The organism is Chryseobacterium soldanellicola (assembly GCF_900100115.1).
GTDB classification, from domain to species: domain Bacteria; phylum Bacteroidota; class Bacteroidia; order Flavobacteriales; family Weeksellaceae; genus Chryseobacterium; species Chryseobacterium soldanellicola.
The window spans coordinates 957,561-980,583 of the sequence record NZ_FNKL01000004.1; the positions used below are offsets into that span (position 1 = coordinate 957,561).

Annotated in this window: 12 protein-coding genes; 4 read left to right on the forward strand and 8 right to left on the reverse strand. The window is 36.8% G+C overall.

Annotated features, from left to right (window positions below; all coding sequences use genetic code 11):
* Position 1 precedes the first annotated feature (1 nt).
* The 4 genes from BLT04_RS18535 to BLT04_RS18550 all read left to right on the forward strand — a co-directional run bounded on the left by BLT04_RS18535 (position 2) and on the right by BLT04_RS18550 (position 7,716).
* Positions 2–3,568 carry a DUF4450 domain-containing protein gene (locus BLT04_RS18535; protein ID WP_089757265.1) on the forward strand — a complete coding sequence of 1,189 codons (3,567 nt, stop codon included), beginning with the start codon at positions 2–4 and terminating at the stop codon, positions 3,566–3,568.
* A gap of 119 nt (positions 3,569–3,687) precedes the next feature.
* Positions 3,688–5,823: a hypothetical protein gene (locus BLT04_RS18540; RefSeq protein ID WP_089757266.1), complete on the forward strand. Its 2,136-nt coding sequence runs from the start codon at positions 3,688–3,690 to the stop codon at positions 5,821–5,823.
* Positions 5,824–6,131: 308 nt separating this feature from the next.
* Entirely contained in the window at positions 6,132–7,178 is a 1,047-nt protein-coding gene (locus tag BLT04_RS18545; protein WP_089757267.1) for a GntR family transcriptional regulator, read from the forward strand.
* A 94-nt stretch (positions 7,179–7,272) separates the two neighbouring features.
* Entirely contained in the window at positions 7,273–7,716 is a 444-nt protein-coding gene (locus BLT04_RS18550; protein WP_089757268.1) for a nuclear transport factor 2 family protein, read from the forward strand.
* 338 nt (positions 7,717–8,054) lie between these two features.
* On the opposite strand, the gene BLT04_RS18555 is transcribed toward BLT04_RS18550, so the two are convergent.
* From BLT04_RS18555 to BLT04_RS18590, 8 genes are all read right to left on the reverse strand, one after another.
* Positions 8,055–9,206 carry an alpha-hydroxy acid oxidase gene (locus tag BLT04_RS18555; RefSeq protein WP_089757269.1) on the reverse strand — a complete coding sequence of 384 codons (1,152 nt, stop codon included), beginning with the start codon at positions 9,204–9,206 and terminating at the stop codon, positions 8,055–8,057.
* Between the two features lie 3 nt (positions 9,207–9,209).
* Positions 9,210–10,598: an FGGY-family carbohydrate kinase gene (locus tag BLT04_RS18560; protein WP_089757270.1), complete on the reverse strand. Its 1,389-nt coding sequence runs from the start codon at positions 10,596–10,598 to the stop codon at positions 9,210–9,212.
* 416 nt (positions 10,599–11,014) lie between these two features.
* Positions 11,015–12,295 carry a sugar isomerase gene (locus BLT04_RS18565; protein ID WP_089757271.1) on the reverse strand — a complete coding sequence of 427 codons (1,281 nt, stop codon included), beginning with the start codon at positions 12,293–12,295 and terminating at the stop codon, positions 11,015–11,017.
* A gap of 231 nt (positions 12,296–12,526) precedes the next feature.
* The gene (locus tag BLT04_RS18570) at positions 12,527–14,629 is read right to left on the reverse strand and encodes a bifunctional aldolase/short-chain dehydrogenase (protein ID WP_089757272.1); all 2,103 of its coding nucleotides are present in this window, start codon (positions 14,627–14,629) and stop codon (positions 12,527–12,529) included.
* 264 nt (positions 14,630–14,893) lie between these two features.
* Complete coding sequence (locus tag BLT04_RS18575; protein ID WP_089757273.1) at positions 14,894–16,957, reverse strand: RagB/SusD family nutrient uptake outer membrane protein; 2,064 nt, start codon at positions 16,955–16,957, stop codon at positions 14,894–14,896.
* Between the two features lie 10 nt (positions 16,958–16,967).
* A complete protein-coding gene (locus BLT04_RS18580; RefSeq protein WP_089757274.1) occupies positions 16,968–20,006 on the reverse strand; it encodes a SusC/RagA family TonB-linked outer membrane protein in 3,039 nt (1,012 codons plus the stop codon).
* Positions 20,007–20,365: 359 nt separating this feature from the next.
* Positions 20,366–21,454 carry an L-rhamnose/proton symporter RhaT gene (rhaT, locus tag BLT04_RS18585; protein ID WP_089757275.1) on the reverse strand — a complete coding sequence of 363 codons (1,089 nt, stop codon included), beginning with the start codon at positions 21,452–21,454 and terminating at the stop codon, positions 20,366–20,368.
* 353 nt (positions 21,455–21,807) lie between these two features.
* Positions 21,808–22,971, reverse strand: coding sequence for a glycoside hydrolase family 88/105 protein (locus BLT04_RS18590; protein WP_089757276.1), 1,164 nt, complete (start codon positions 22,969–22,971; stop codon positions 21,808–21,810).
* Between the last annotated feature and the right edge of the window lie 52 nt (positions 22,972–23,023).

Here is a 23,023-nt window from a genome sequence, read left to right on the forward strand (position 1 = left end):
AATGCGAAAAAAATCCATTTTAGCCGGTTTGATCGTTTTATCTGCATTTTCATATTCTTTTTCCCAATCAAAATATGGGCAGGAAAACGAAAGAGAGCTGCATTATAAAGAAGATAAAGGCGATTTTTTATTGGTTAACGGAAAATACAGATTCAACCGTGCGCTGTATGGAAACAATCTCGCTTCAAGGGTAGAAGCCGGAGATTTGCCCGAATTTGCCCTATATCTTCCCGGAATGGGCGGAAATCTTCAGTTTGTCATTCAGAAAGGAAATTCGTTTAAAAAACTAATTCAGGCAGAAAAAATTGAAACCCGTTATCGTCCGGGCTCAATGCTTTACAATATTAAAGATCCTATTCTTGGATTTGGAAGCTTAAAACTGACGGTTTTAGCACAATCCAAAGAAGAAGGGCTGGTTTTAAAAATGGAAACTGAGAATGTAGATTCCGGCACAAAAATTTACGCTGTTTATGGCGGTGTGAGCGGAAAAACATTCAGCAGAAACGGCGATATTGGTGCCGATCCGGAATCAGGATTCTATTTGCTTCCTGAATATTGCATCGGAAATGAATTTCAAATTAATAAAAATCAGTTTGAACTTTCTTATGTAAATAAAAAAAAGGAAATTCAGAGTATTAACGGAAGTTTTTCAAACATCAGTTCATTACAATTAACTGATGCTAAAACGCTTGAAAACCTGTCTCAGCTTACACAAAATAATGCCGGGCAGTCTCCTATAATTTACGCAACCTATTCACCACAAAAAAAGCCTGTTTACATCCAGATTACAAAAGGAAAATCGACTTCAAAACCTATATCAGACGAACAGCTTGCTATTATTTTTAATGAATCGGAACAATCCAGATTAAATCTCACTAGCCGGGTTCAGCTAAAAACTCCGGACTCAGATTTAAATAATTTTGGAGCAGCTTTAGCCGTTGCTGCAGACGGAATTTGGGAAAGCCCGACCTATTTACACGGCGCCGTAGCCTGGCGTATGCGTTTAAATGCGTGGCGAGGGGCCTATGCAGCCGATGTTTTAAGCTGGCACGACCGCGCAAAAGAACATTTTCAAAGCTATGCCAATTCTCAGGTTTTGGAGCCTCAAACCGGATCTGTTGAGATGGATACCCTTTTACATTTGGCTCGAAATGCCGAAAAAATGGGGAATTCAGTGTTTTCAAGCGGATATATTTCAAGAAATCCCAATGACAATTCAAAGCCGCATCATTATGATATGAACCTTGTTTTTTTTGATCAGATGTTTTCTCACTTTAATTATACCGGAGATATTGAATTTTTAAAGAAAATGTGGCCCACGATGGTTCGCCATATGGATTGGGAGAAAAGAAACTTTAAAAGAAACGATCTCTATGATGCTTATGCGGCTATTTGGGCAAGTGATGCGTTGCAATATTCGGGTGGAAAAGTTACTCATACTTCTGCTTATAATTACAGAGCCAACATTGAAATGGCAAAACTGGCGAAAATTATTGGCGAAAATCCTCAATCTTACGAAAAAGAAGCTGAAGCCATTTTAAAAGCAATGAAAAACCAGCTTTGGATTAAAAAAAACGGTTATTTTGCTGAATATAAAGATGCTTTGGGTAATCAGATTCTTCACGATAAGCCGGGAATCTGGTCGATCTATCATGTTTCGGATGCTTATATTTTAAGCGAATTTGAAAATTATCAGAATACGCAATACATTAATAATTATATTCCGCGCATTCCGGTGCAGGTAAAAGGAGAATTATCTAAAAATTATTATACATTATCTACAACCAATTGGCAGCCTTACACATGGTCGATTAACAATGTAGCATTAGCAGAAAATTTACAAACCGCGTTAGCTTACTGGCAGTCAGGAAGAAACGAAGATGCCTACAGGCTTTGGAAAGGAAATCTGGCGGAAAGCATGTATTACGGAATCAGCCCGGGAAATTTTGAACAAATTTCTCATTATGACGCTTTTCGAGGTGAATTATACCGTGATTTTGCCGATCCGATCGGAGTTGCTGCAAGAACTTTGACAGAAGGGCTTTTTGGGGTTTATCCAGAATTGTTAGAGAATAAAATCAACATACATCCAGGTTTTCCCAAAGATTGGAATTTTGCAGAACTGAAGGTTCCAGATTGGGAATATAAATTCAGCAGAACAGCTAAGCAAACGAATTATTGGTTTAAATCAAATTTTAAGAATGAAATTTCGCTCGAAATGCGTATTCCGGTAAATCATACTCAGATACAATCGGTAAAAGTAAATGGCAAAAAAGTAGACTGGACGATACAGCCCAATTCTATTTCTCAACCTTTTGTAAAGCTGGAAACAGAAAAAGCAAAAGAATTTACTATTGAAATTACCTATTCGGGAGAAGAATTAAAAACTGAAAAAACAGACTACATAAGCTATATTTCTGAAAATCTTCAACTTACCTTAGATTCAAAAAAGAAGATTAAACAAATCTATGATCCACAGGAATTAATAAAATCCAGAAAAAATAACCGGTTTGATTTAGTTAAAGAAGAAAGAAAAGGAACTTTTTTCGTTCAACTCGAGCAAAACGGAACCAAATGGTGGCATCCTGTGAATGTTGACATTCAATATCCTTTACAAATCAACTGGAAAAATAAAACATTACAAATTCAATCAAAATCATCTGAAAAAATTAATGGAAAATTGAGTATCAATGGTTTTGTGAAAAATTTTTCAACACAAAAAAATCAATCAACATCAATTGAAATTCCGACCATTGCTTTAAGCAAAGGAACCAATTTTATTGAGCTTGACTATAACGGAATTAAGCAAAATATTGACATTACAGATTGGGAAATTGAGAATAAAGGCGACTTTACTCCTGTTTCATTACAGTCAAAATATAACGAAAAGGTTACCAATATTTTCAGCCAAAAATATCTTTCACCACGTCCAAATATCCCTACTCTACAACTTCCGTGGCAGGGAATCGGAAATTGGTGCTATCCTTTGGCAACAGCTCAAATTGATGACAGCGGAGTAATGAAAAATCGGAAAAACGGGAAGATCGAGTTTCTTGGAATTCCTTTTTTAATCAATAATGACGAAAAAAATATTGCTTTTACAAGTCAATGGGATAATTTTCCGAAATCTATTGAAATCCCAGTTACGGGAAAAGGTAAAAAAATCTATTTTCTGATGGCGGGGTCTACCAATCCGATGCAGTCGCAAATGACAAACGGTATAATTACTATTAACTATTCTGACGGTTCTCACTCTGATTTAGAACTTAAAAACCCAGTCAATTGGTGGCCGATTGAGCAGGATATGTATGATGATAATTTTGCTTTTGAAATTCCGGATGATAAAATCCCGTACAGAGTAAAATTAAAAACCGGAGAATTATATAAAGGCGGAAGCTTAGCGAAATATTCAGAAATTAAAGGCCTTACAAACCGTGCTGTTGAAGGCGGTGCGGCAACAATTCTGGATTTGCCTATTGACCCTAAAAAAGAATTAAAATCAATAAAATTAACAACAGTGAGCAACGATGTTGTCATCGGAATGATGAGTGCAACTGTTTTAAAATAAATTTATATCATCAATAGGAACGGGCTTTAGCCCGTTATAAATAATAAAAAAACCATCAAGGCTTTAGCCGAAACTTATTTTAAGATCGACAATGCCTGATTCAATAAAATAATTTAAAAATGAAGAAATTAGTCATATATCTGAGTCTATTTTGCATTGGATTTTCTTCTCTCAATGCCCAGAAAATTGACCGTCAAAAAGTCGTCCAGCGTCATAATATTGTCAATACAAAAGTTGATACGTTATCTTCTTTAACGGTCGGTAACGGAAAATTTGCCTATACCGTTGACATTACCGGAATGCAGTCATTTCCTGAAGTTTACAAAAACGGAGTTTCTTTGGGAACTCAATCCGAATGGGGCTGGAACAGCTTTCCGAATACTCAAAATTATACATTTGATGAGACCTTAAAAGCTTACGATTTCAACAATACCGGCCGAAAGGCATTGTATAGTGTCCAATTAAAAGAGCCTGAGCGAAATAAAGGAGCCGTTGAATATTTCAGGGTCAATCAACATCGTCTGCAACTGGGAAATATAGGCATCGAACTGTATAAAAAAGACGGCGAAAAAGCCAAAATTTCTGATCTGACCAACATTAAACAGACCATCGACCTTTGGACAGGAATTATTACCAGTGAATTCTCTTTGGAAGGAACACCCGTGAAAGTCTGGACCGCTTCTTTTCAAAATTCTGATAAAATCGGGGTAAAAATTGAATCCGATTTAATTGTTCAGAACAAATTGAAAGTTTTTGCGCACTACCCTTCTCCGACCGGACAATTTTTGGATGACGCAGCTTTTTACGGCAATGAAAATGATCATTCGACAAAAATTATTTCGTCACAATCAACACAAGGATTAATTCAGCACAAACTGCAAAGTACGGATTATTATACTCAGTTTTATTTCACAGATGGAAAATTAAGTGAAGCCGGAAAACATTATTTTGTGTACGAGCCTTCTTCTAAAAGCAGGACAATAGAATTAAGTGTTGAATTTTCATCTAAAAATCCAAAAAGCAGTAAAACATTATTTTCTGATGCTCAAAAAGAAAGCACTTCAGGATGGAAATCTTTTTGGGAAAGCGGTGCTGCTGTTGATTTTGAAGGAAGTACAGACCCGAGAGCCAACGAACTGGAACGCAGAGTTGTTTTATCTGAATATTTAACCAAAGTGCAATGCGGAGGAAGCAATCCGCCACAGGAAACAGGTTTAACTTTCAATAGCTGGTACGGAAAACCACACACAGAAATGCATTGGTGGCACGGCGTACATTACGCTTTATGGGGAAGGCCTGAAATTCTAGAAAAGCAGTTGGATTATTATTTCAGATCGTTTGAAAAAGCAAAAGCTTTAGCTCAGAGACAAGGCTATAAAGGTGTAAGATGGATCAAAATGTCTGACAATGAAGGAAATGAAAGTCCGTCTTCTGTTGCGGCATTTCTAATTTGGGAGCAGCCTCACCTTATTTATATGACTGAGCTTTTATATCGCAATAATCAAGATAAAAAAATACTTGAAAAATATAAGGATCTGGTTTTTGCTACAGCCGAATTTATGGCAGATTTTGCTACTTACGATAAAGAAAAAAACCGTTACAACTTAGGTAAAGGAGTGATTCCGGCACAGGAAGTTTTCCCTGCAAAAGACACTTACAACCCTACATATGAAGTCGCTTACTGGGATTGGGCACTAAAAACAGCACAGCAATGGAAAGAAAGATTGGGCCAGCCAAGAGATAAAAAATGGGATGATGTAATTACAAAATTAGCTCCGCTTCCGGTTCAGGATGGGGTCTATCTTTCGACCGAATCGGCAAAAGACTCTTTCACATTTCCAAAATGGATGACCGATCATCCGGCTGTTTTGGGAGCATTGGGAATGGTTCCCGAATCTCCGAAATTAGATAAACAAACCATGAAAAACACCCTTGATATTGTTTGGGAAAGATGGAGCTGGGCAAATACCTGGGGCTGGGATTTCCCAATGACTGCCATGAATGCAGCACGATTGGGGCTTCCGAATAAAGCGCTGGATGCACTTTTCATGAATATTCAAACCAATACTTATCTGAAAAACGGCCATAATTATCAGGACGGTCGACTGCGTATTTATCTTCCCGGAAACGGTGGAGTTTTGACAGCTGTTGCCATGATGCTTGAAGGTTGGGACAATTCGAAAGGTAAATTTCCCGGTTTTCCGAAAGACGGGAAATGGAAAATAAAAGCAGAAGGTTTCAAAAAAATGCCTTAAAAATTTTACATTCATATAGTTTGAAGTCTGTCGGAAACGGCAGGCTTTTTTTGTTATAATCGCATTAGTTTTTTTTCCAATCAAAACACTGTGATATAAAAGATTTACAAATATATTTTAATCTATTTTTAAAGTTTTTACCTTAATTACATTCAATTCTTACAATAGATCATTACAATTAATGATATAACATTATTATATTAATTGAATCAAAGAATAAGTTGTAAAAAATTTGTAACTTGTATTCGGTTATTAGTCAATTTTTTTATTAGTTTTTAGCACTAAAATATATCCCGTTCCTGAAAGTCATGGCAGAAACATTTGAAATCAATATCAATGAACACTCCAGAGTTCCTAAATACAAACAGATTGTAGATTCTATTCTAAACGGAATTGATGGAGGAGAAATTAAGATCGGAGAAAAAATCCCTTCTATTAATGAGCTTAGTGAATCGTGTTTTCTCTCGAGGGATACCGTAGAAAAAGCCTATAAAGAGCTTCGTAAAAGGCAGATTATAGAATCTGTAAAAGGAAAAGGATATTATATTTCACGTATCAATAAAAATGATATCATCAATATTTTTTTCCTGATCAACAAACCAAGTACCTATAAAATGATGATTTACAATTATTTCGTCAACGCAATCGGTACAAAAGGGAATGTTGAAATGTATATTTATCACTGTGATGAAACGCTTTTTATTAATTCGCTGAAAAAGAATCTTGGCGGATTTGATTATTATGTAATTATGCCCCATTTCCGTGATGAACAGTCAAAACACACCAGTTCGACACAGGAAGTGCTCGATATGATTGAAAAAATTCCGAAAAACAAACTGCTGATCCTCGACAATACAAAACCCAATATTTCAGGGGATTATGGCTCTATTTTTCAGGACTTTGAGCATGATATTTATGATGCATTAAAGGAAGGTTTAGATAAAATAAAGAAATATGAAAAAATAATTCTTGTCTATCCTGACAAATCCATTCATCCCTATCCTTTCCGTATTGTTCGCGGTTTTGAAAAATTTTGTAAGGATTTTAAACTTGATTATGAGATTCTTGACGAAATTTATCCCGATATGGAATTACAGGATAAAGATATTTTTATCACCATTCGGGAACGTGATCTTGTGAATTTGGTTAAACAGATCAGACAGAAAAATCTTCAATTAGGAAAAGACATCGGAATTATTTCATATAATGAAACTCCATTAAAAGAACTGCTCGGGATTACTGTGATTACAACAGATTTTAAAGCAATGGGAGAATCTGCAGCTTATATGATTCTGAAAAACAAAAAAGAATCGGTGAATAACGTTTTTAAATTTATCCAAAGAGATTCTCTGTAAATTATCATGTAAATAATTTAAAATAAAGATTTACAAATAAAACAATGCAATCGATTACATAAAATACAATTTTAATATAAAATGTGATTTAATTATGATTAAAAAATTAATTTTTACCATAAGTTTTTTAATGGTACTGGCTGTTTCAGGACAGAAAAAAAATGATAAAGATGCAGTGACTGATGTTGCTGAAAAGCTGAGATTAGCCATGATTAGCGGTGACAAATCAAGTTTAGAATCTTTGATTTTACCGGAGCTAACTTACGGACACTCAGGGGGACATATAGATGATGCTGCCGAATTTGTTGACAAATTAGTCAGTAAAAAATCAGTTTTTGAAACGATTGATATTACGAATCAAAATATTAATATTGTTGGCAACACGGCAATTGTCCGTCATCATTTTTACGCAAAAACCAATGACTTTGGAAAAGGTCCGGGCGATGTGACATTGGATGTTTTACTGGTCTGGGCAAAAGTAAAAAACGACTGGAAATTACTGGCCCGGCAAGCTGTAAAATCTGAAAAGAAAAAATAAACTTTAAATTAAATTATAATAAATAAAATTCGCAAGGCTTACTTTGCGAATTTTTATTTTGAAGCTGTTGAATTTTTTTGACGCAAAGTTTTATTTATGATCTAATATTTTAAGTAAGCAAAGAATGGATTAATAAATTGATTATTAATACATTATATTCATCAACGGTTTTATCGCTTTACTTTACCTAAATATGCATTTTCCAAATTAAATCTTTTTAAAATATTCTGAAACAAGCAAACAGAATTGTAAACTTTGACTAAAGTCAATAAGAATCTGTTACAATGAAAAACGGGCTAAAGCCCGTTCCTATTGAATATTAATATACTTTAAAGATTTTACTTCACTCTAAAACTCTGCAGATCTTCCGGTTTTTCACAGCAAACCTGCTCCATTACCTGTCTGAACTGCATTTTAAGCATTTCAATGATATGATCACCACCTTTTTCACCTAAAGCACCGACTGCATACATAAAAGTCCTTCCCATAAAGGTAAATTCTGCACCACAGCTCAATGCACGGGCAATATCGGGACCGGTTCTTACGCCACTGTCCATCATGATTTTGATTTGATCTTTGTATTTTTCGCTGATTTCCTTAACAACGGAAATGGTAGATTCTCCCGCATCAAGCTGTCTTCCGCCATGATTGGAGATAATCATTCCATCGAAACCTAAACGTACGGCTTCTGCGGCATCTTCATCGGAAGCGACTCCTTTGATTACCAGCTTTCCTTTCCATTTGTCGCGGATCGCTTTTATCCTGTCAGGATTTAATCTGCCGGAAAAAGTAGAATTCATGAACTGCCCCAGCTGTTTCACATTCATGTTTTTATCCATATATTTTTCCATCGTCTTAAAGCTCGGAACACCATGTTTCAGCATTTCCAGGCACCATTGAGGTTTTGCCAACGCCTGAGAAACGTTTCTAAAATTCAATTGAGGAGGCATTGCCAACCCATTTCTGATTTCTTTAGCTCTGTAACCAAAAGTCGGAACATCTGCTAAAACTACCAAAACATCATATCCGGAAGCCTCACAACGGCTGAGAATATCGTCACGCAGCCATTCTTCTCTTGGGTGGTATAATTGATACCATGCTTTTCCTTCGGTTAATTCTGCAATTCTTTCAATGCTGCTGGTCGTAACTGTACTTAAAATAAAAGGAATATTGTGTTTAAAGGCTGCTTTTGCTAAGATTTCGGGGGCATTAGGCCACATTAATCCCTGTAAACCAACAGGAGAAATTCCGAATGGTGCAGAATATTTTACCCCGAATAATTCAGTTTCCATATTGGCTTCCGCATAATTATTATTCAGGTATTGCGGACGAAGCAGAACTTCTCTTAGTTCGCGTGTGTTTCTGTCTCTGTTAATATTTTCATTACAGCCCCCGTCGAGATATTCAAAAGCGAAACGAGGCATTCTTTTTTTTGCCTTTTCGATCAGAAGTTCAAGGGAAGCGTATCGGGTATCAAATGGAAATGACATGATTTATAAATTAAGAATTAAAGGTTGGAGCACTTTCATCTGATAATGCTGCTGTAAAAAAGTTTCATCAATTTCCTTATTGGAAATTACCATAGAAGCTCCTAATGCCGAACCCAGCGGAGAATGGGTGGACATCACGTTATAGTCCTGAAAATGATGAGACATCAGCTTCATAAACACATCATTATCTGTGAATCCTCCGTCAATGTAAATAGTTCTGATTTCCGAATTTCCGATGGCATTTTTAATCGTGTGAATCTGCAGATCCATCAATTCTATCATTAACTGATGATAGGCTTCTTCAAAAGTTGTAAATGATTTTAAATCTGTTTCATTAATCATTTTGCGTTTTAAAGCAATTCCTTCAAATCGGAAATAAACGGCTTTATTTTTCATTAAACGCAGGTACAGATCCTGATCAAAATGAACTTCCCTGTGAAAACCGTATTCTTTTCCGTAATAATCACATAATTTTTCAACCTGAATTTTGTATTCATTTCCCATAAAAAAACGGGATGCTTTTACACGTTTTCCGTCGATACGCATATAATTCAGGCAATTATTTTCTATATCTTCATCGGTTAAGCTTTCATCATTAAAAGGATTCAGAGAAATGCTCCAGGTTCCCGTTGAAAGCAGTAAAAACGGTTCTTTTTTGCTTAAAATATAAGGTAAAAGCGCGGAAGAACTGTCATGAATTCCCACACCGATTTTAATTTTTTGGTTTCTGTATGAAGTATTTATGCTTGCTGAAGTTGGTACGATTGGTGCCAATAGAGCATCAATTTCTTCTTCATACACCCAGTCGTGATAATCTGCTTTGTCATAATCCCACAAGTTGGTGTGGCAGCCTATTGAGGTAAATTCGGACACACAGATTCCTGTAAACAAATACGACAAATACTGAGGTAAATGAAGGCTGTAACGAATTTTTTTAAATACTTCCGGATGTTTATATTTTAACCAAAATAGCTGCAGTCCGGAATTCAGCATTCCCGATTGAGGAGATGCCGTTTCGCGGGCAATTTTCAGTCTGCTTCCATGTTTTTCATAAAACAAATCCAATATTTCCTCGTCCATCGGCTTAGTGTAATTGTACAGAGGCGTCAGAATATTCCCTTTCTGATCCAGGTGCACAAAACTCGCTCCGTAGGTGGAAAAATTGATCGCTTTTACTTCAAATCTTTCATCCTCAAGAATGGCATTAAAATTATCTTTGATCCAGTTTTGCAGTGCTGCAAGGTCTTCCGTAGGATACCCGTCTTCATCAGTTGTGAGCGATAATTCTGTATATTCCCGAACGACTTCTTTATAATTTTTATCAAATAAAAAGAATTTTTTATTGGTTTTCCCAATATCAAATACGATGGTTACCTTCTTCTTTTTGGACATTCTTGTGATGAATTAATTTTTGTCATTGCGAGGAGCGAAGCGACGAAGCAATCTCTTTATTTTAACACAAATAGCGCAAATATTTTCACTAATAGCATTAATCTGTTTTACTTAAATTTTAAACGCAAAGTCCGCAAAGTTTTTTTGACTACTATACGTTTTTAAGTTCGAAAGGGCGTTTCACTCAGCAAATGACAATTATGTTTATTGAATATTCATTTAAATTAATTTTTTTAAAACCATTAAGGAGTGTTTAGCTATTAAGGAAATTAAGAAAAAATCCACTGATTTCTTAAAGTACCGAAGTTATACTTAATATTCTAAACACAATTGCCTTAACGGTAAAAAAATAAGGATACATATAACTAAACTTTCGATTGCACTCAAAAGTTAAAATTATCAAATTTAATAAGGTTTTATAATCCTGTTGCCTTTACATTCAGCCCTCTTTCGGTAATTAAATTTTCTCTTACCTTCAAGTTTCTGTAAGCTGCAACCGGATCCAATGCTGCGCCTGTTTTTAATCTTGCAGCCTTTAATAAAGGACGGACATCTGTTCTGTACGCATTCTGTAAAATATCCTGTGCACCCACAACATCATTGTTTAACTGTGCTGCTTTTAAAGCTTTCTGGTCAACCAAAAGTGCCTGGGCATATGCAATTAAGATAGCTTCCAAGGACTGTAATAAATCTTCCAGCGGATCTTTGATGTTATGACTTGCATCGATCATCCAGGCCGGATAAGGATTGTTTGGGTTGTTTTCCATTCCGTACACCAATTCATTGAAAATCAAGAACAAAGCGTATGGCTTAATAGAACCAACCGTTAAATCATCATCTCCATATTTACTGTCATTAAAATGGAAACCGCCTAATTTTCCTTTATACATCAATGTTGCAACAATCTGCTCAATATTTGTATTCGGTAAGTGATGCCCCAGATCAACTAATGTGTAAGCTCTTTCGCCACAAGCATTGGCCAGCATGAATGAAGTTCCCCAATCCTGAATTGTTGTTGAATAGAAATTCGGTTCGTAAGGTTTATATTCGATGAATAATTTCCAGTCTTCAGGCATTCCTGCGTAAATTTCTTTTAAGCTTTTTTCAGTATTTGATAAAGCCGTCTGGAAATTCAACTGTCCCGGAAAACTCGCTCCGTCCGCCAACCAAACGGTTAAGCTTTTTGAGTCTAATTCTTTTCCGATTCTAATTACTTCTTTATTGTGTTCTACGGCATAAGCTCTTGCATCTTCATTCACAGCGTTTAAAGAACCAAATTTATAAGACTGTTTCGCGCCCGGCTGATCCTGAAACGTGTTGGAATTCATGGCATCAAAAATAAGTCCGTGAGAAGCAGCTTTTTCTTTAATTGCTTTCACATCACCCGGAATATCCCATGGAATATGCAATGAAACAGCTCCCGCAGAATGCGTTAAGGCATGAAGCAATCCAACGTCATCTAATTTTTGTTCCAAAGAAGAAGGTTCGCCACCGTAAGAAAATCTTCCAAAACGGGTTCCACCAGCTCCTAAAGCCCAACTCGGAATTGCCACCTGGAAATCAGAAATTTTGTTGACAATCTCAGCAACATTTACCCCTGATTTTGTTAATTTATTTTGTAGAAAATCAAAATCTGCCTGAAAATTTTCAGCTTCATTTTTATTGTGTTGTTCAATGATATCTTTTCCTATAATCATGATTTGATTTTTTTAAAATCTTTATTCATATTGTTCACAGAGTTTTTACCCTATTTCGCACACAGGTTTTATCCCGAATTCTGTTTCGTTGTTCACAGGGTTTCACCATGTGCTATTGATATGTCGCCACTTCGTGGCTCTCTATGAAGAAAATTGTTTTAATTAATTGAAGGCTTAATTTGATAATAAGCCTTCAATTTAATAAATTATCTTTTTTAAGCATTAAAAAATTTATCTTGGGAATGCATTTGCCATACCTCCATCGACATTAATGATATTTCCTGTGCTTTTATCTAAAATGGCGATGCATGCAAAAACTCCGTTGGCGATGTCTTCCGGAAGGATAATTTCGTTTAATAAATTTCTTTTTGCGTAAAATGCGGGTAATTCTTCTACAGAAATTCCGTTTGCTTTTGCACGGCCTTCTGCCCATGAACCTTCCCAGATTTTACTTCCAACGATCACTCCGTCAGGATTTACTACATTAACACGGATTTTATCAGATGCCAGTTCTGCTGCCAATAATCTTGTCATGTGCTGCTGAGCTGCTTTTGCGGTTCCGTATGCAACGTTATTGGGTCCGGCAACCAAGCCGTTTTTACTTGCAATATTGACGATATCACCTCCAAGACTTTGCTTTTTCATGATTTCAACGCCATTTTTAGCTATTAAAAACTGACCTTTAACCAAAACATCTTCTAATAAATCCCAGTCTTTTGTTGTGGTATCTTCCAGAGATTTAGAAATTGCCAAACCTGCAGAATGAACAAGAATATCGACTCCACCAAAAGCTAAAACAGTCTCTTTAAAGGCATTGGCAATGGCTTCTTCGCTTGTCACATCGCAAGTAACGGCTACTGCCTGATCTTTGCTGTATTTTGCTGTAACGGAATCCAGGGCGTCCTGATTTAAGTCTGTAAAAACAACAACAGCACCTTCCTGAACCATTTTATCAGCAATTGCCTGTCCGATTCCTCCGCTGGCTCCGGTTACAACTGCGATTTTTCTTGAAAGAGGCTTTTCTTTAGGCATTCTTTGCAATTTTGCCTCTTCCAACAGCCAATATTCGATGTCAAAAGCTTCCTGTCTTGGTAATGAAGTGTACTCAGAAATAGCTTCTGCCCCACGCATTACATTGATTGCATTTACGTAAAATTCACTTGCAACACGAGTCGTTTGCTTATCTTTTGAGAAACTGAACATTCCTACTCCCGGATAAATGATGATCACAGGATTCGGATCACGCATTGCAGGGCTGTTCGGATGTTTACAAGCTTCGTAATATTCTTTGTATTCTTGTCTGTATTGCTCGAAAAGTGGATTTAATTTATCTAAAATAGCTTTAGAATCACTTAAATCTTCATTTTTATCCAAAGTTAAAACCAAAGGCTGAATCTTTGTTCTTAAAAAGTGATCCGGGCAAGAAGTTCCCAATGGTGCCAAACGTTCAAGATCGTTGCTGTTGATATATTCTAAAACTACGTCGCTGTCTGTAAAATGACCTACCATTCGGCTTTCAGAAGATGCTAAGCCTCTTAATAAAGGCATCAATTGAGCGGCTTTGTTTTTACGTTCATCAGCCGGAAGAGATTCCACTTTTTGTCCGCCAAAAACCTGTCCGTTTTCCTCTATTTTTTTAGCAATATATTCAGAGGCCATTTCGATAACTTCCAAACTGTTGATGTAGCATTCATAAGAAGTATCGCCCCAGGTGAATAATCCGTGGCTTCCCAAAACAATCCCACGAATTCCCGGATTATCGTTTAAGCATTTTTCCAATTGTAATCCAAGATCAAATCCCGGACGTTGCCATGGAACCCAGCCCATAGTGTCTCCCCAGATTTCTTTTGTAATCGCTTCACTATCTTTTGCAGCAGCTACAGCAATTAAAGCATCCGGATGAAGGTGGTCGATATGTTTGAATGGAAGTAAACCATGAAGAGGTGTATCAATAGAAGGCGCTTTGCTGTCCAGATCAAAAATACAGTGATTGAATAATCCTACCATTCTGTCTTCGTCTGCTAAGCCTCTGTACACGTTTTTCAGGTTTCTCAGTCTTTCTGTGTATAATCCGGCGATTCCTTTTCTGGTTAATGTTCCGATATCGCCACCAGAACCTTTCACCCACATTACTTCAACTTCTTCGTTGGTTAAAGGATCTTTTTCAATGGTTTTGCAGCTTGTATTACCTCCTCCATAATTGGTAATTCTCAAATCTGCCCCTAATATGTTTGAGCGGTATAAAAATAAAGCCACCTGATCATTTCCTAAAGAAGCCGCTTTGTTTTCGTCCCATAAATAGTCTACGTATTTGAATGTTTTTACATTTTCCATTTGTTTTCTTATATTTCTAGATTTTCATCCAAAATTAGATTGTTATATCGTTTACAGCATCCCGTACTATACTGCTAAACACTGTATTTAAAGATAAATTAACGTTTAAATCTTATTTTACTAATTAATTTTTACAACAATCCCATTAAGGTATTTATAATTAATATTTTGTGATAAAGGCTGTATAAAATTTAAACATTAAGAACAGTTTAAATCGACTTTATGAGCCCAAAAACTTTCTTAATGTTTAAACTATTTATTTGATTAATATCCGGGAAGCTGAGTAAGATTTGGGTTATCAACTAAAGGATGACCTGCTGCAGCGGCTGCAAAAGGAAGTAATTCTGTTTTATTGGGTACAAATCCGTAGAAAAGACCATCTCCTCCACCTTCGATCCAGTTTGGATAGGTTCCTCCGTTTTCAGCAGAGCCTGTTGGTTTTGTATAAATAATATTTCCAATCTGAAGCTGATTAAATCCTGCTAAAAATCCTGCTGCTTTTCTTGCATTACCGTTAAAAGTGCTGGTATATGCTTCAAACATTTTCGTAGGATACCATTTGTCAGTTGGCAATACCGTTTGCCCGTGCGCTGTAGCAATAGCGGCTAATGCGGTTTGATAAGCAGCATAATTCGCTGAATTTGTAGGAACATTTTGAGCCGTTGCAATTTCTGCCGGGTCTGTAAGATCAATATAGGTAAGCGCTAAGAAAGGATCTCCGTAAATTTGCGCATTCTTTTGCAATTTATAAAGGCGTAAAGCAGGGGTATTTGCGTATGGTCCTGTTTTGTCGGATAAGTTTTTCATGGCCTGTTTTGTGGCTGCAATTTCGCTTGCCAGACGATTCATTCTGATTAAATCTGTACGAAGATTGAATTCTCCTGCAAATTCCCATTTACGCTCCTGAACAATAGCAGATTCAAATGCCTGCTGGCCGGTTGGTATCGCAAGCGAACCTATTCCTGCACGAGTTCTCACCTGTAATAAGGCAGCATTTGCAGCAGCTGTAGGCCCACCGTTTAAGTAGTTTTGAGTTTCGGCATACATTAATAAAACATCAGAATATCTTAGAATCGGAATGTTAAGATTACGTGCATCTGCCGCCTGTGGCGCTACACACCATCCCATTCTGAATTTACCTGATAAAATACAAGAGAATGTAGTTCCTGCATTTACCCAAGTGTCTGAGGCATTTCCGGTATTTAAGAAATAGATGCTGTAAGAAGTACAAGAAACATCTCTACGCGTATCTCCCTGATTAAAAGATAAATAATAAGTCGGCAATATAAACTGCAGTGCTTTTCTGGAACCATAAGTTCCTCCCCGGGAACCTTCATTGGCATAAACTCCAAAAGCTGAGTTTGTGTTTGGACCGTATTCAGCGATATGCCAAAGCATTTCCTGATTTGTCACTGCAAAATTTCTCTGACAGAAATTGAACCATAAAGCCTGGAAGCCACTTTTACCGCCCTGAGCCTGTACTAAACTATTTGCACCGCCATTGATCACAGCTGCGGCAGCGTTATCTGCAATTTGGTACAGCTGCTGAACTCTTGCATTATCACTTCTGCGAGACATTGTACCGGCAGCTCCGGTATTAAGATCCCATCTTAAAGAATATCCTGCTGCATACAGGGCAATTCTTGCTAATAAAGCATTCCCAGCCGGTTTCGTTAAACGCTCTGTTGTTGTTCCGGTAGCCGGTAAATCATTTACAGATTCCTGCATATCAGCAATAACACGATCGTAGATTATATCACGTGAGGTACGTTTTGGATATAAAGTATTTGGATCATTCGGATCTGCATCTTCCAAAGGAATCCAAACGGCAGGAACATCTCCATACACTCTGATCAGATTGTAGTAGCAGAATGCACGAATGGCTTTTACTTCTGCCAATAAAGAATTACGCTTTGCGCTTGGTTCCATTAAACCTAATCTGGCGATGGCAATATTGGTTTTCTCTATGCTGGCATACATCGCGGCATAAATTCCCGTAACTGTATTCGGTGTATAAGCATCATACTGGTAGTTGCAAATGTTGTATTTGGAATTATTAGTGGATCCGTCTTCAGCAGAATGAGTTACGGTATCTCCTGCTCCAAGCTGATAATACATTTCTGTAGGAACCAAACCTCTGTAGCAGCCCTGAACAAATAAATCTGCAGTATCCAGGCTTTCAAAAACCGTATTGGTATCAGTAACATTATAGGCAGGCTGATCCAGAAAATCCTCGCTACATGAATTGATAAATAACCCGGCGATTAAAAAAGATGGAATTACTATTAATTTTTTTATAAATGTTGATTTATTAATTATATTTTTCATGATCTGAATATTAAAAAGTTAAATTGACACCAAGAACATAACTTCTTGAACGTGGAAAGGACGAAGTATCATATCCCGGCGTCACTGCAACACCGCTTGCTGCCGAAACTTCAGGGTCATATCCTGAATATCCTGTTATTGTCGCTAAATTATTAACCGTAACATAAATACGTGCATTCGTTAACGAAACATGCTGTAAAAATTCTTTATTAAAGCTGTATCCTAAAGTTAACTGAGCAATTCTCAAATATGATCCGTCTTCCACATAATATGAAGAAGGATAAGCTATATTAGCCGTATTGGTGTTGCTTAAGCTCCAAAGGCTTGAATCTTCATTAGGATTAAGCTCTTTTAATCTCACCAAATTTGTTGTTGCCTGCCCTGTATTAGGATCAATTAAATGATAATAATTGTTTCCGAATTCTGTCGGAACGTTTTGGTATAAAGCATATGGGCTTAAACTCTGCTTGGTGGCATTGTAAATATCTCCGCCTACACTGAATTTCATAAATATCGCTAAATCAAAGCCTTTGTAAGAAAAATTATTGCTGATACCCCCGATAAAATCAGGTGTTCCGTTTCCAATTTTCACTAATTTTCTTGTAAACTGGTCTCCGGCCTCATTATCTGCGGCAAATTTCATATCTCCGGGTTTTGGAGTTCCGGAAGAAGGTTTTACCACGCCAGGCTTCAAGGTAAGGGTTCCGTTTGGAGCCTGTATGAAATCATCCGTCGTATAAATCCCCTGATAAACGTATCCGTACATATCTCCAAGCTCTTCTCCCACGGTAGCATAATAAGTCACCAATCCTGATCTGCTGCTTCCTACGCTGAATGGTCTTGAATCTCTTCCATCCAGAGCAAGAACTTTTGACTTGTTAAAACCAATATTTGCATCTGTAGACCATCTGAAGCCTTCCGTTTTAATATTAATACTGTTAAGGGTAAATTCCAGACCTTGGTTTCTCATGCTTGCAATATTTTCATATCGTGTACTATATCCTGTAGAAACCGGCAAACCAACTGGCAGCAACATCCCATTAACATCATTTCTGTAAAGTTCGGAAGTTAGTTTGATTCTGTTGTTGAATAACCCTAAGTCCACTCCAATATTGGTTGCTTTCATCTCTTCCCACTGCAGGCCTCGGTTACCGACAGTATTGCTTGTTGTATAAGCGGGATTACCCGGTGTATTATTGATCGGATAATCGGTAAGTACCAGATTGGTAGTGTATAAGCTGTTTCCTATATCGTTATTTCCTGTAATTCCGTATTCAAATCTGAATTTCAGATCATTGATGACATTATTAATCTTGCTGTTTTGCCAGAAGCTTTCCTGAGAAGCACGCCATGCAGCGGCTACTGACGGAAAATTTCCCCATTTTTTATCCGGGCCAAATTTTGAAGATCCGTCTCTACGAAAAGTTGCCGTCAATAAATAACGATCATCATAGTTGTAGTTTACACGTCCAAAATAAGAGCTCATGGCTGTACTTGAATGACTTACATCTTTGTCGGATATCGTTGCATTTGTAATATCATCCAATCCATAATTAAAGATAGGGAATTTGATGAGTCTCATACTGTTCCCTTCAGACTCCTGATAAACAGCTTCCTGCCCGACCAAAGCGGTAACCTTATGCTTTTCTCCGAATGTTCTGTTATAAGTTAAAGTATTGGTAATCTGATAACGATAATTTTCCGCATTCGCTATACTTCCGTTGATTCCTGTGTTTACAGGATCTGTTAAATAAGCGCGGGAATTTGCATCTGAAAATGAAGTAGATTTACTATTGTTCCAGTTATATGATCCTGCTGTTCTGAATGTGAAATTCTTTAAAAAATCAAATTCGATACCCGCATTGGCTACAAATGATCTAAAACGTTTGTTAGATGTAGATGCCTGAGTTTCTATATAAGGATTTTCTGTGTCAAAACCAGAATCCAAGGCTGAATAATCAGGGAAAGTCTGTGTATTAAACAGTTGATCCTGAGTAAATTTCGTTCCTCCCGTAATTGGTTGAAGAAGGATTTTTTTCATTCCCGAATACGCTCCTCCTCCGTTGGTGGAATTGGAATTAAACATCGAGCTGAAATCTACTCTTATTCCTTTATATAATTCGGAATTAATGTTAGCCCGTAATGAATTTCTTGTTTCATTGAAATTTTGAAGCAAACCCTCCTGCTTATTGTAATTATAACTGATGAATGCCTGAGTTTTTTCGTTTCCAACAGAAATATTAACGTTTTGATTTTGCGTTACCCCTGTTCCGCCCAGCATTTTTTCCTGCCAGTCTAATGCGGAAGCCGACCCATACCGATTGCTGATCCTGTTAAATGCTCCTGTATAAAATCCCGGTGAATCTGTTCCCAGGCTGTTATCGAAAACATTGCTCCATTGAGTTGCTTTTCCTCCCAGCTGAGCCAGCTCGTACTGATATTTCACATACTGTTCGGCATTAGAAAGCATATCCAGCTTCTTGGAAAGCATATCAAAGCTCATGAACGAGTTATAATTAATGGTCGTTTTTCCTTTTTTACCGCTTTTAGTTTTAATGACGATAATACCGTTGGAACCACGGGCACCATAAATTGCGATTGCGGAAGCTCCTTTTAATACATCAATACTTTCAATATCATTAGGGTTAATAATGTTTAATGCATTATCAAGCTGGAAACCATCTACAATATATAATGGCTCTGTACCTTGAGTAATTGAAGCACCTCCACGAATGGTAACGTTTGCTGCTGCTCCCGGCGCACCGCCTGCAGTCACGATATTTAATCCCGAAGCTCTTCCCTGTAAAGCCTGTAAAGCATTCATCGCCGGTGTGGCTGCCAGATCTTTTGCAGAAACTGAAGCTACAGATCCCGTTAAATCTGATTTTTTTACTTTTCCATAGCCGATAACAACAACCTCTTCGATCTCTTTCGTTCCTACTTTTGCAGTATCCTTAATTGTTGTTTGCCCAAAGACAAAACCAGACGCAAGCAGAAATAAAGGTGCAATTAATGGCTTTAAATTCTTGTTTGTAATTTTTAAAGACATATATTAAGTTTTAGTAACATTCAATTATTATTTAGCCAATGTACACTGTTACAAAAATTCTGGCATCCTGCAATATCCTGCATCGAAAATTCTTAATTTATCTTAATTATATGTAAAAATTTAAGATAAAAATTAAAAAATATAGCAATTTGATTAAATTATTAAAAATAAAATCTGAAATCTGTAACTCACTTTACAACAATGATCTAATCTATTAATTTGGAATGTAATTTTCAAAAAAATATACTATCATGCAACATAAAAAAAGGCATCTGAAAAAAAATCCAGTGCCTTTACAAAAATTAAACTATATAATCTGATAAGAATATCCTGCTAAAATCTGAATGCAGAAAAAGCCTCTATCGCAAAGAATTTCCGTATCCTACAATTAAAATAGAGACAAACATGACGATCATTCCGATAGCGATGGTCGTGATCGTTTTCTTGGAAACTCCTTTCCATTCTTTTATGATAATTCCCCATAAATTGGCAATTAAAATGATAAATGCCATGTGTAATATCCATGAGCTGGCACCATTTCCCATTTTGCTTTCTCCCATTCCGTAGAAAAAGAACTGTAAAAACCACATCGTTCCTGCAAGCGCGCAAAAAATGATATTAAGCACAACCGGCACATTTCTTTTGCTGTAATCTGTATACGATTTATTTTTAATGGCTAAATACAGGCAGCCGATTAAATTAACGGCCATCCCGCCCCAAAGCACAACGACATAGGTTACGTTATTCTGAAAAAGAAATTCTCCCTGTCCCGGGTTTGCGTTTTTCCATAATTCGTTTGCAATATTGGCCATTGGTTTTCCGGCTTCTAACCCGAAATTAAAACAGGCGCTTAAAACCCCTGATATTAAAGAAACAATTAATCCTAAGCCAAATTTGTATTCTGTTTTTACCTGTACACCGTGCGGATCTGTTGTTTCGGCATCGACTTCTTTTTCTTTCATCATTCCGGCTTTTCCGCTAATGATAATTCCTATCACACAGACAAAAAGCCCTAATAAAACCATCTGCCCCCATCTGCTGGAAACCATCAGGCCAATACTGTCTTTGCCTGTCTGCGGAGAAAATTCATAATAAATTGATGGAACTAATGAGCCAAAAACCATACAAAGCCCCAAAATAATGCTGCTTCCAAGTGCCACACCTAAATACCGAACCCCTAAACCATAAGTAAAACCTCCAATTCCCCATAAAGCACCGAATAAAAACGTCAGTCCTAATATAGAAGAGCTCTCATTCTGTATAATTTCCCAAAAATTTGGAATGGTAAGAAAAGCTGCTAACGGCGGAACTATGATCCAGGAAAAGATCCCTCCTATCAGCCAATATGTTTCCCAGGACCATCCTTTTACTTTTTTGTACGGTAAATAGAAACTTCCCGAAGAAAACCCTCCTAAAAAATGGAAAAAAACTCCTAATAATGCATTCATAATTTATCTTATGGTTAGAATTTGAAAATTAAATATATGAAATCGATTGCGCATCTTGTAGTGTCATGCAATTGATTATATTGTTTTCTTTTCGATAATAAAATTAAGGTTTTTTCTTAATCCTATTAATATTAATTAAATATTGTTTTAAAATTGCATATCATTTTACGCAAAGATTTTAATAATAAGTTTTGGCTAAAGCCTTATTGCAATCTCATTTTATAGTCGGACTAAAGTCCGACCCTATTGATTGTAGATAAATTTAAGTTCACAGCATTAATTTTCTTAACGCTCCTGCTTCCTAGGTCGATTAATTTATTGAGTAAAATTCAATAAGTTCTTAAACTTAATATTTACTTTAATTTGTAAACTTCACTTCCTGCAAGCAACAGACAACCTAAGCCATAGTCTTCAAAATCAGGTTGTTTGTCAACGGCAAGTGGCTGACCGTCTTTGGGCTCTTTTCCAGTTCCCTGAACCCAACCTAAAAACCCATTTGGCTGAACGGAATCTTTTGCAATCGCGTTCCAGGCTTTGATGACAACCGGTAAATAGGTTTCTCTGTCAATCAGACCTTTGTTGATTCCATAAGCCATTCCGTATACGAAAAGGGCGGTTCCTGTCATTTCTTTTCCTCCGAAATTGGTCGGATCGTGTAAGCTTACATTCCAAAATCCGTCTTCTCTCTGAATCGGAAGCAATGCCGATAACAAATCTTTGTAATCCTGTAAATATTCCTGATAATGAGGATCTGATTTCGGCGTATCTTCGAGTGTGCGTGCCAGTGCAGCAACTACCCAGCCGTTTCCGCGGCTCCAGTAGCAGTCTTCACCGTTTGGCTCTTGATAAGGTGGGACAAAGCTTTTGTCTCTCCACCAAAGCTTGTCTTTCGGATTGTATAAACCGTTTCCTCCGTGCTTGTATTTTGTGAAGGCATACATTTCGTAATTTTTATCGAAATATTTTTTCTCGCCGGTCATTCTGCCCAGTTTTGTAAAAATTGGCATTCCCATCTGAAGCGCATCAATCCACCACCAGTCGTCTGCTTTATTGGTAGCCATCATGCTGTCTATGGAGGCTTTAACGAATTTTATTCTCTCAGGATTCTTTTTACCATCGATTTCATAAAGATCCAAATAGGTTTGTCCACAAGCCTGATTATCAGCGTTACGCGTATATGTATCACGCATCATGTCCCAATTATGCTTTTCAGACCATGACATGGCGTAGTCGTAATATTCTTTTTTGGGATCTACTTTATACAGTGCGATTAATCCTTCATAATAAACGGCACGCGTCCAAAGGTTACTTGGCCACACTTTTTTACCTACAATTTCTTTCCCGGTATCCGGCCATTTGTTCATGAAATATTGGTTGGCTCTTTCTGCAATTTTCAGGACTTCCTTTTTATTGGGAAGATCAATATTTTTTGTTGTCGCCTGTTTTTGCACTGAACATGAGGATAAAGCCCCAAAAATCATAACAAAAGCAGCACTTTTCATTAGTATCTTTTTCATAATTATAATATATTTTTATCTATTTAATAAAATTAGCTTTGATTTAAATTAT

Bases quoted from the DNA above. Each gene is read 5' to 3' on its own strand.
- rhaT (WP_089757275.1), bottom strand. From the start codon at position 21,454: ATGAATGCATTATTAGGAGTTTTTTTCCATTTTTTAGGAGGGTTTTCT.
- BLT04_RS18570 (WP_089757272.1), bottom strand. From the start codon at position 14,629: ATGGAAAATGTAAAAACATTCAAATACGTAGACTATTTATGGGACGAA.
- BLT04_RS18555 (WP_089757269.1), bottom strand. From the start codon at position 9,206: ATGTCATTTCCATTTGATACCCGATACGCTTCCCTTGAACTTCTGATC.
- BLT04_RS18540 (WP_089757266.1), top strand. From the start codon at position 3,688: ATGAAGAAATTAGTCATATATCTGAGTCTATTTTGCATTGGATTTTCT.
- BLT04_RS18560 (WP_089757270.1), bottom strand. From the start codon at position 10,598: ATGTCCAAAAAGAAGAAGGTAACCATCGTATTTGATATTGGGAAAACC.
- BLT04_RS18565 (WP_089757271.1), bottom strand. From the start codon at position 12,295: ATGATTATAGGAAAAGATATCATTGAACAACACAATAAAAATGAAGCT.
- BLT04_RS18580 (WP_089757274.1), bottom strand. From the start codon at position 20,006: ATGTCTTTAAAAATTACAAACAAGAATTTAAAGCCATTAATTGCACCT.
- BLT04_RS18590 (WP_089757276.1), bottom strand. From the start codon at position 22,971: ATGAAAAAGATACTAATGAAAAGTGCTGCTTTTGTTATGATTTTTGGG.
- BLT04_RS18535 (WP_089757265.1), top strand. From the start codon at position 2: ATGCGAAAAAAATCCATTTTAGCCGGTTTGATCGTTTTATCTGCATTT.
- BLT04_RS18550 (WP_089757268.1), top strand. From the start codon at position 7,273: ATGATTAAAAAATTAATTTTTACCATAAGTTTTTTAATGGTACTGGCT.
- BLT04_RS18575 (WP_089757273.1), bottom strand. From the start codon at position 16,957: ATGAAAAATATAATTAATAAATCAACATTTATAAAAAAATTAATAGTA.
- BLT04_RS18545 (WP_089757267.1), top strand. From the start codon at position 6,132: ATGGCAGAAACATTTGAAATCAATATCAATGAACACTCCAGAGTTCCT.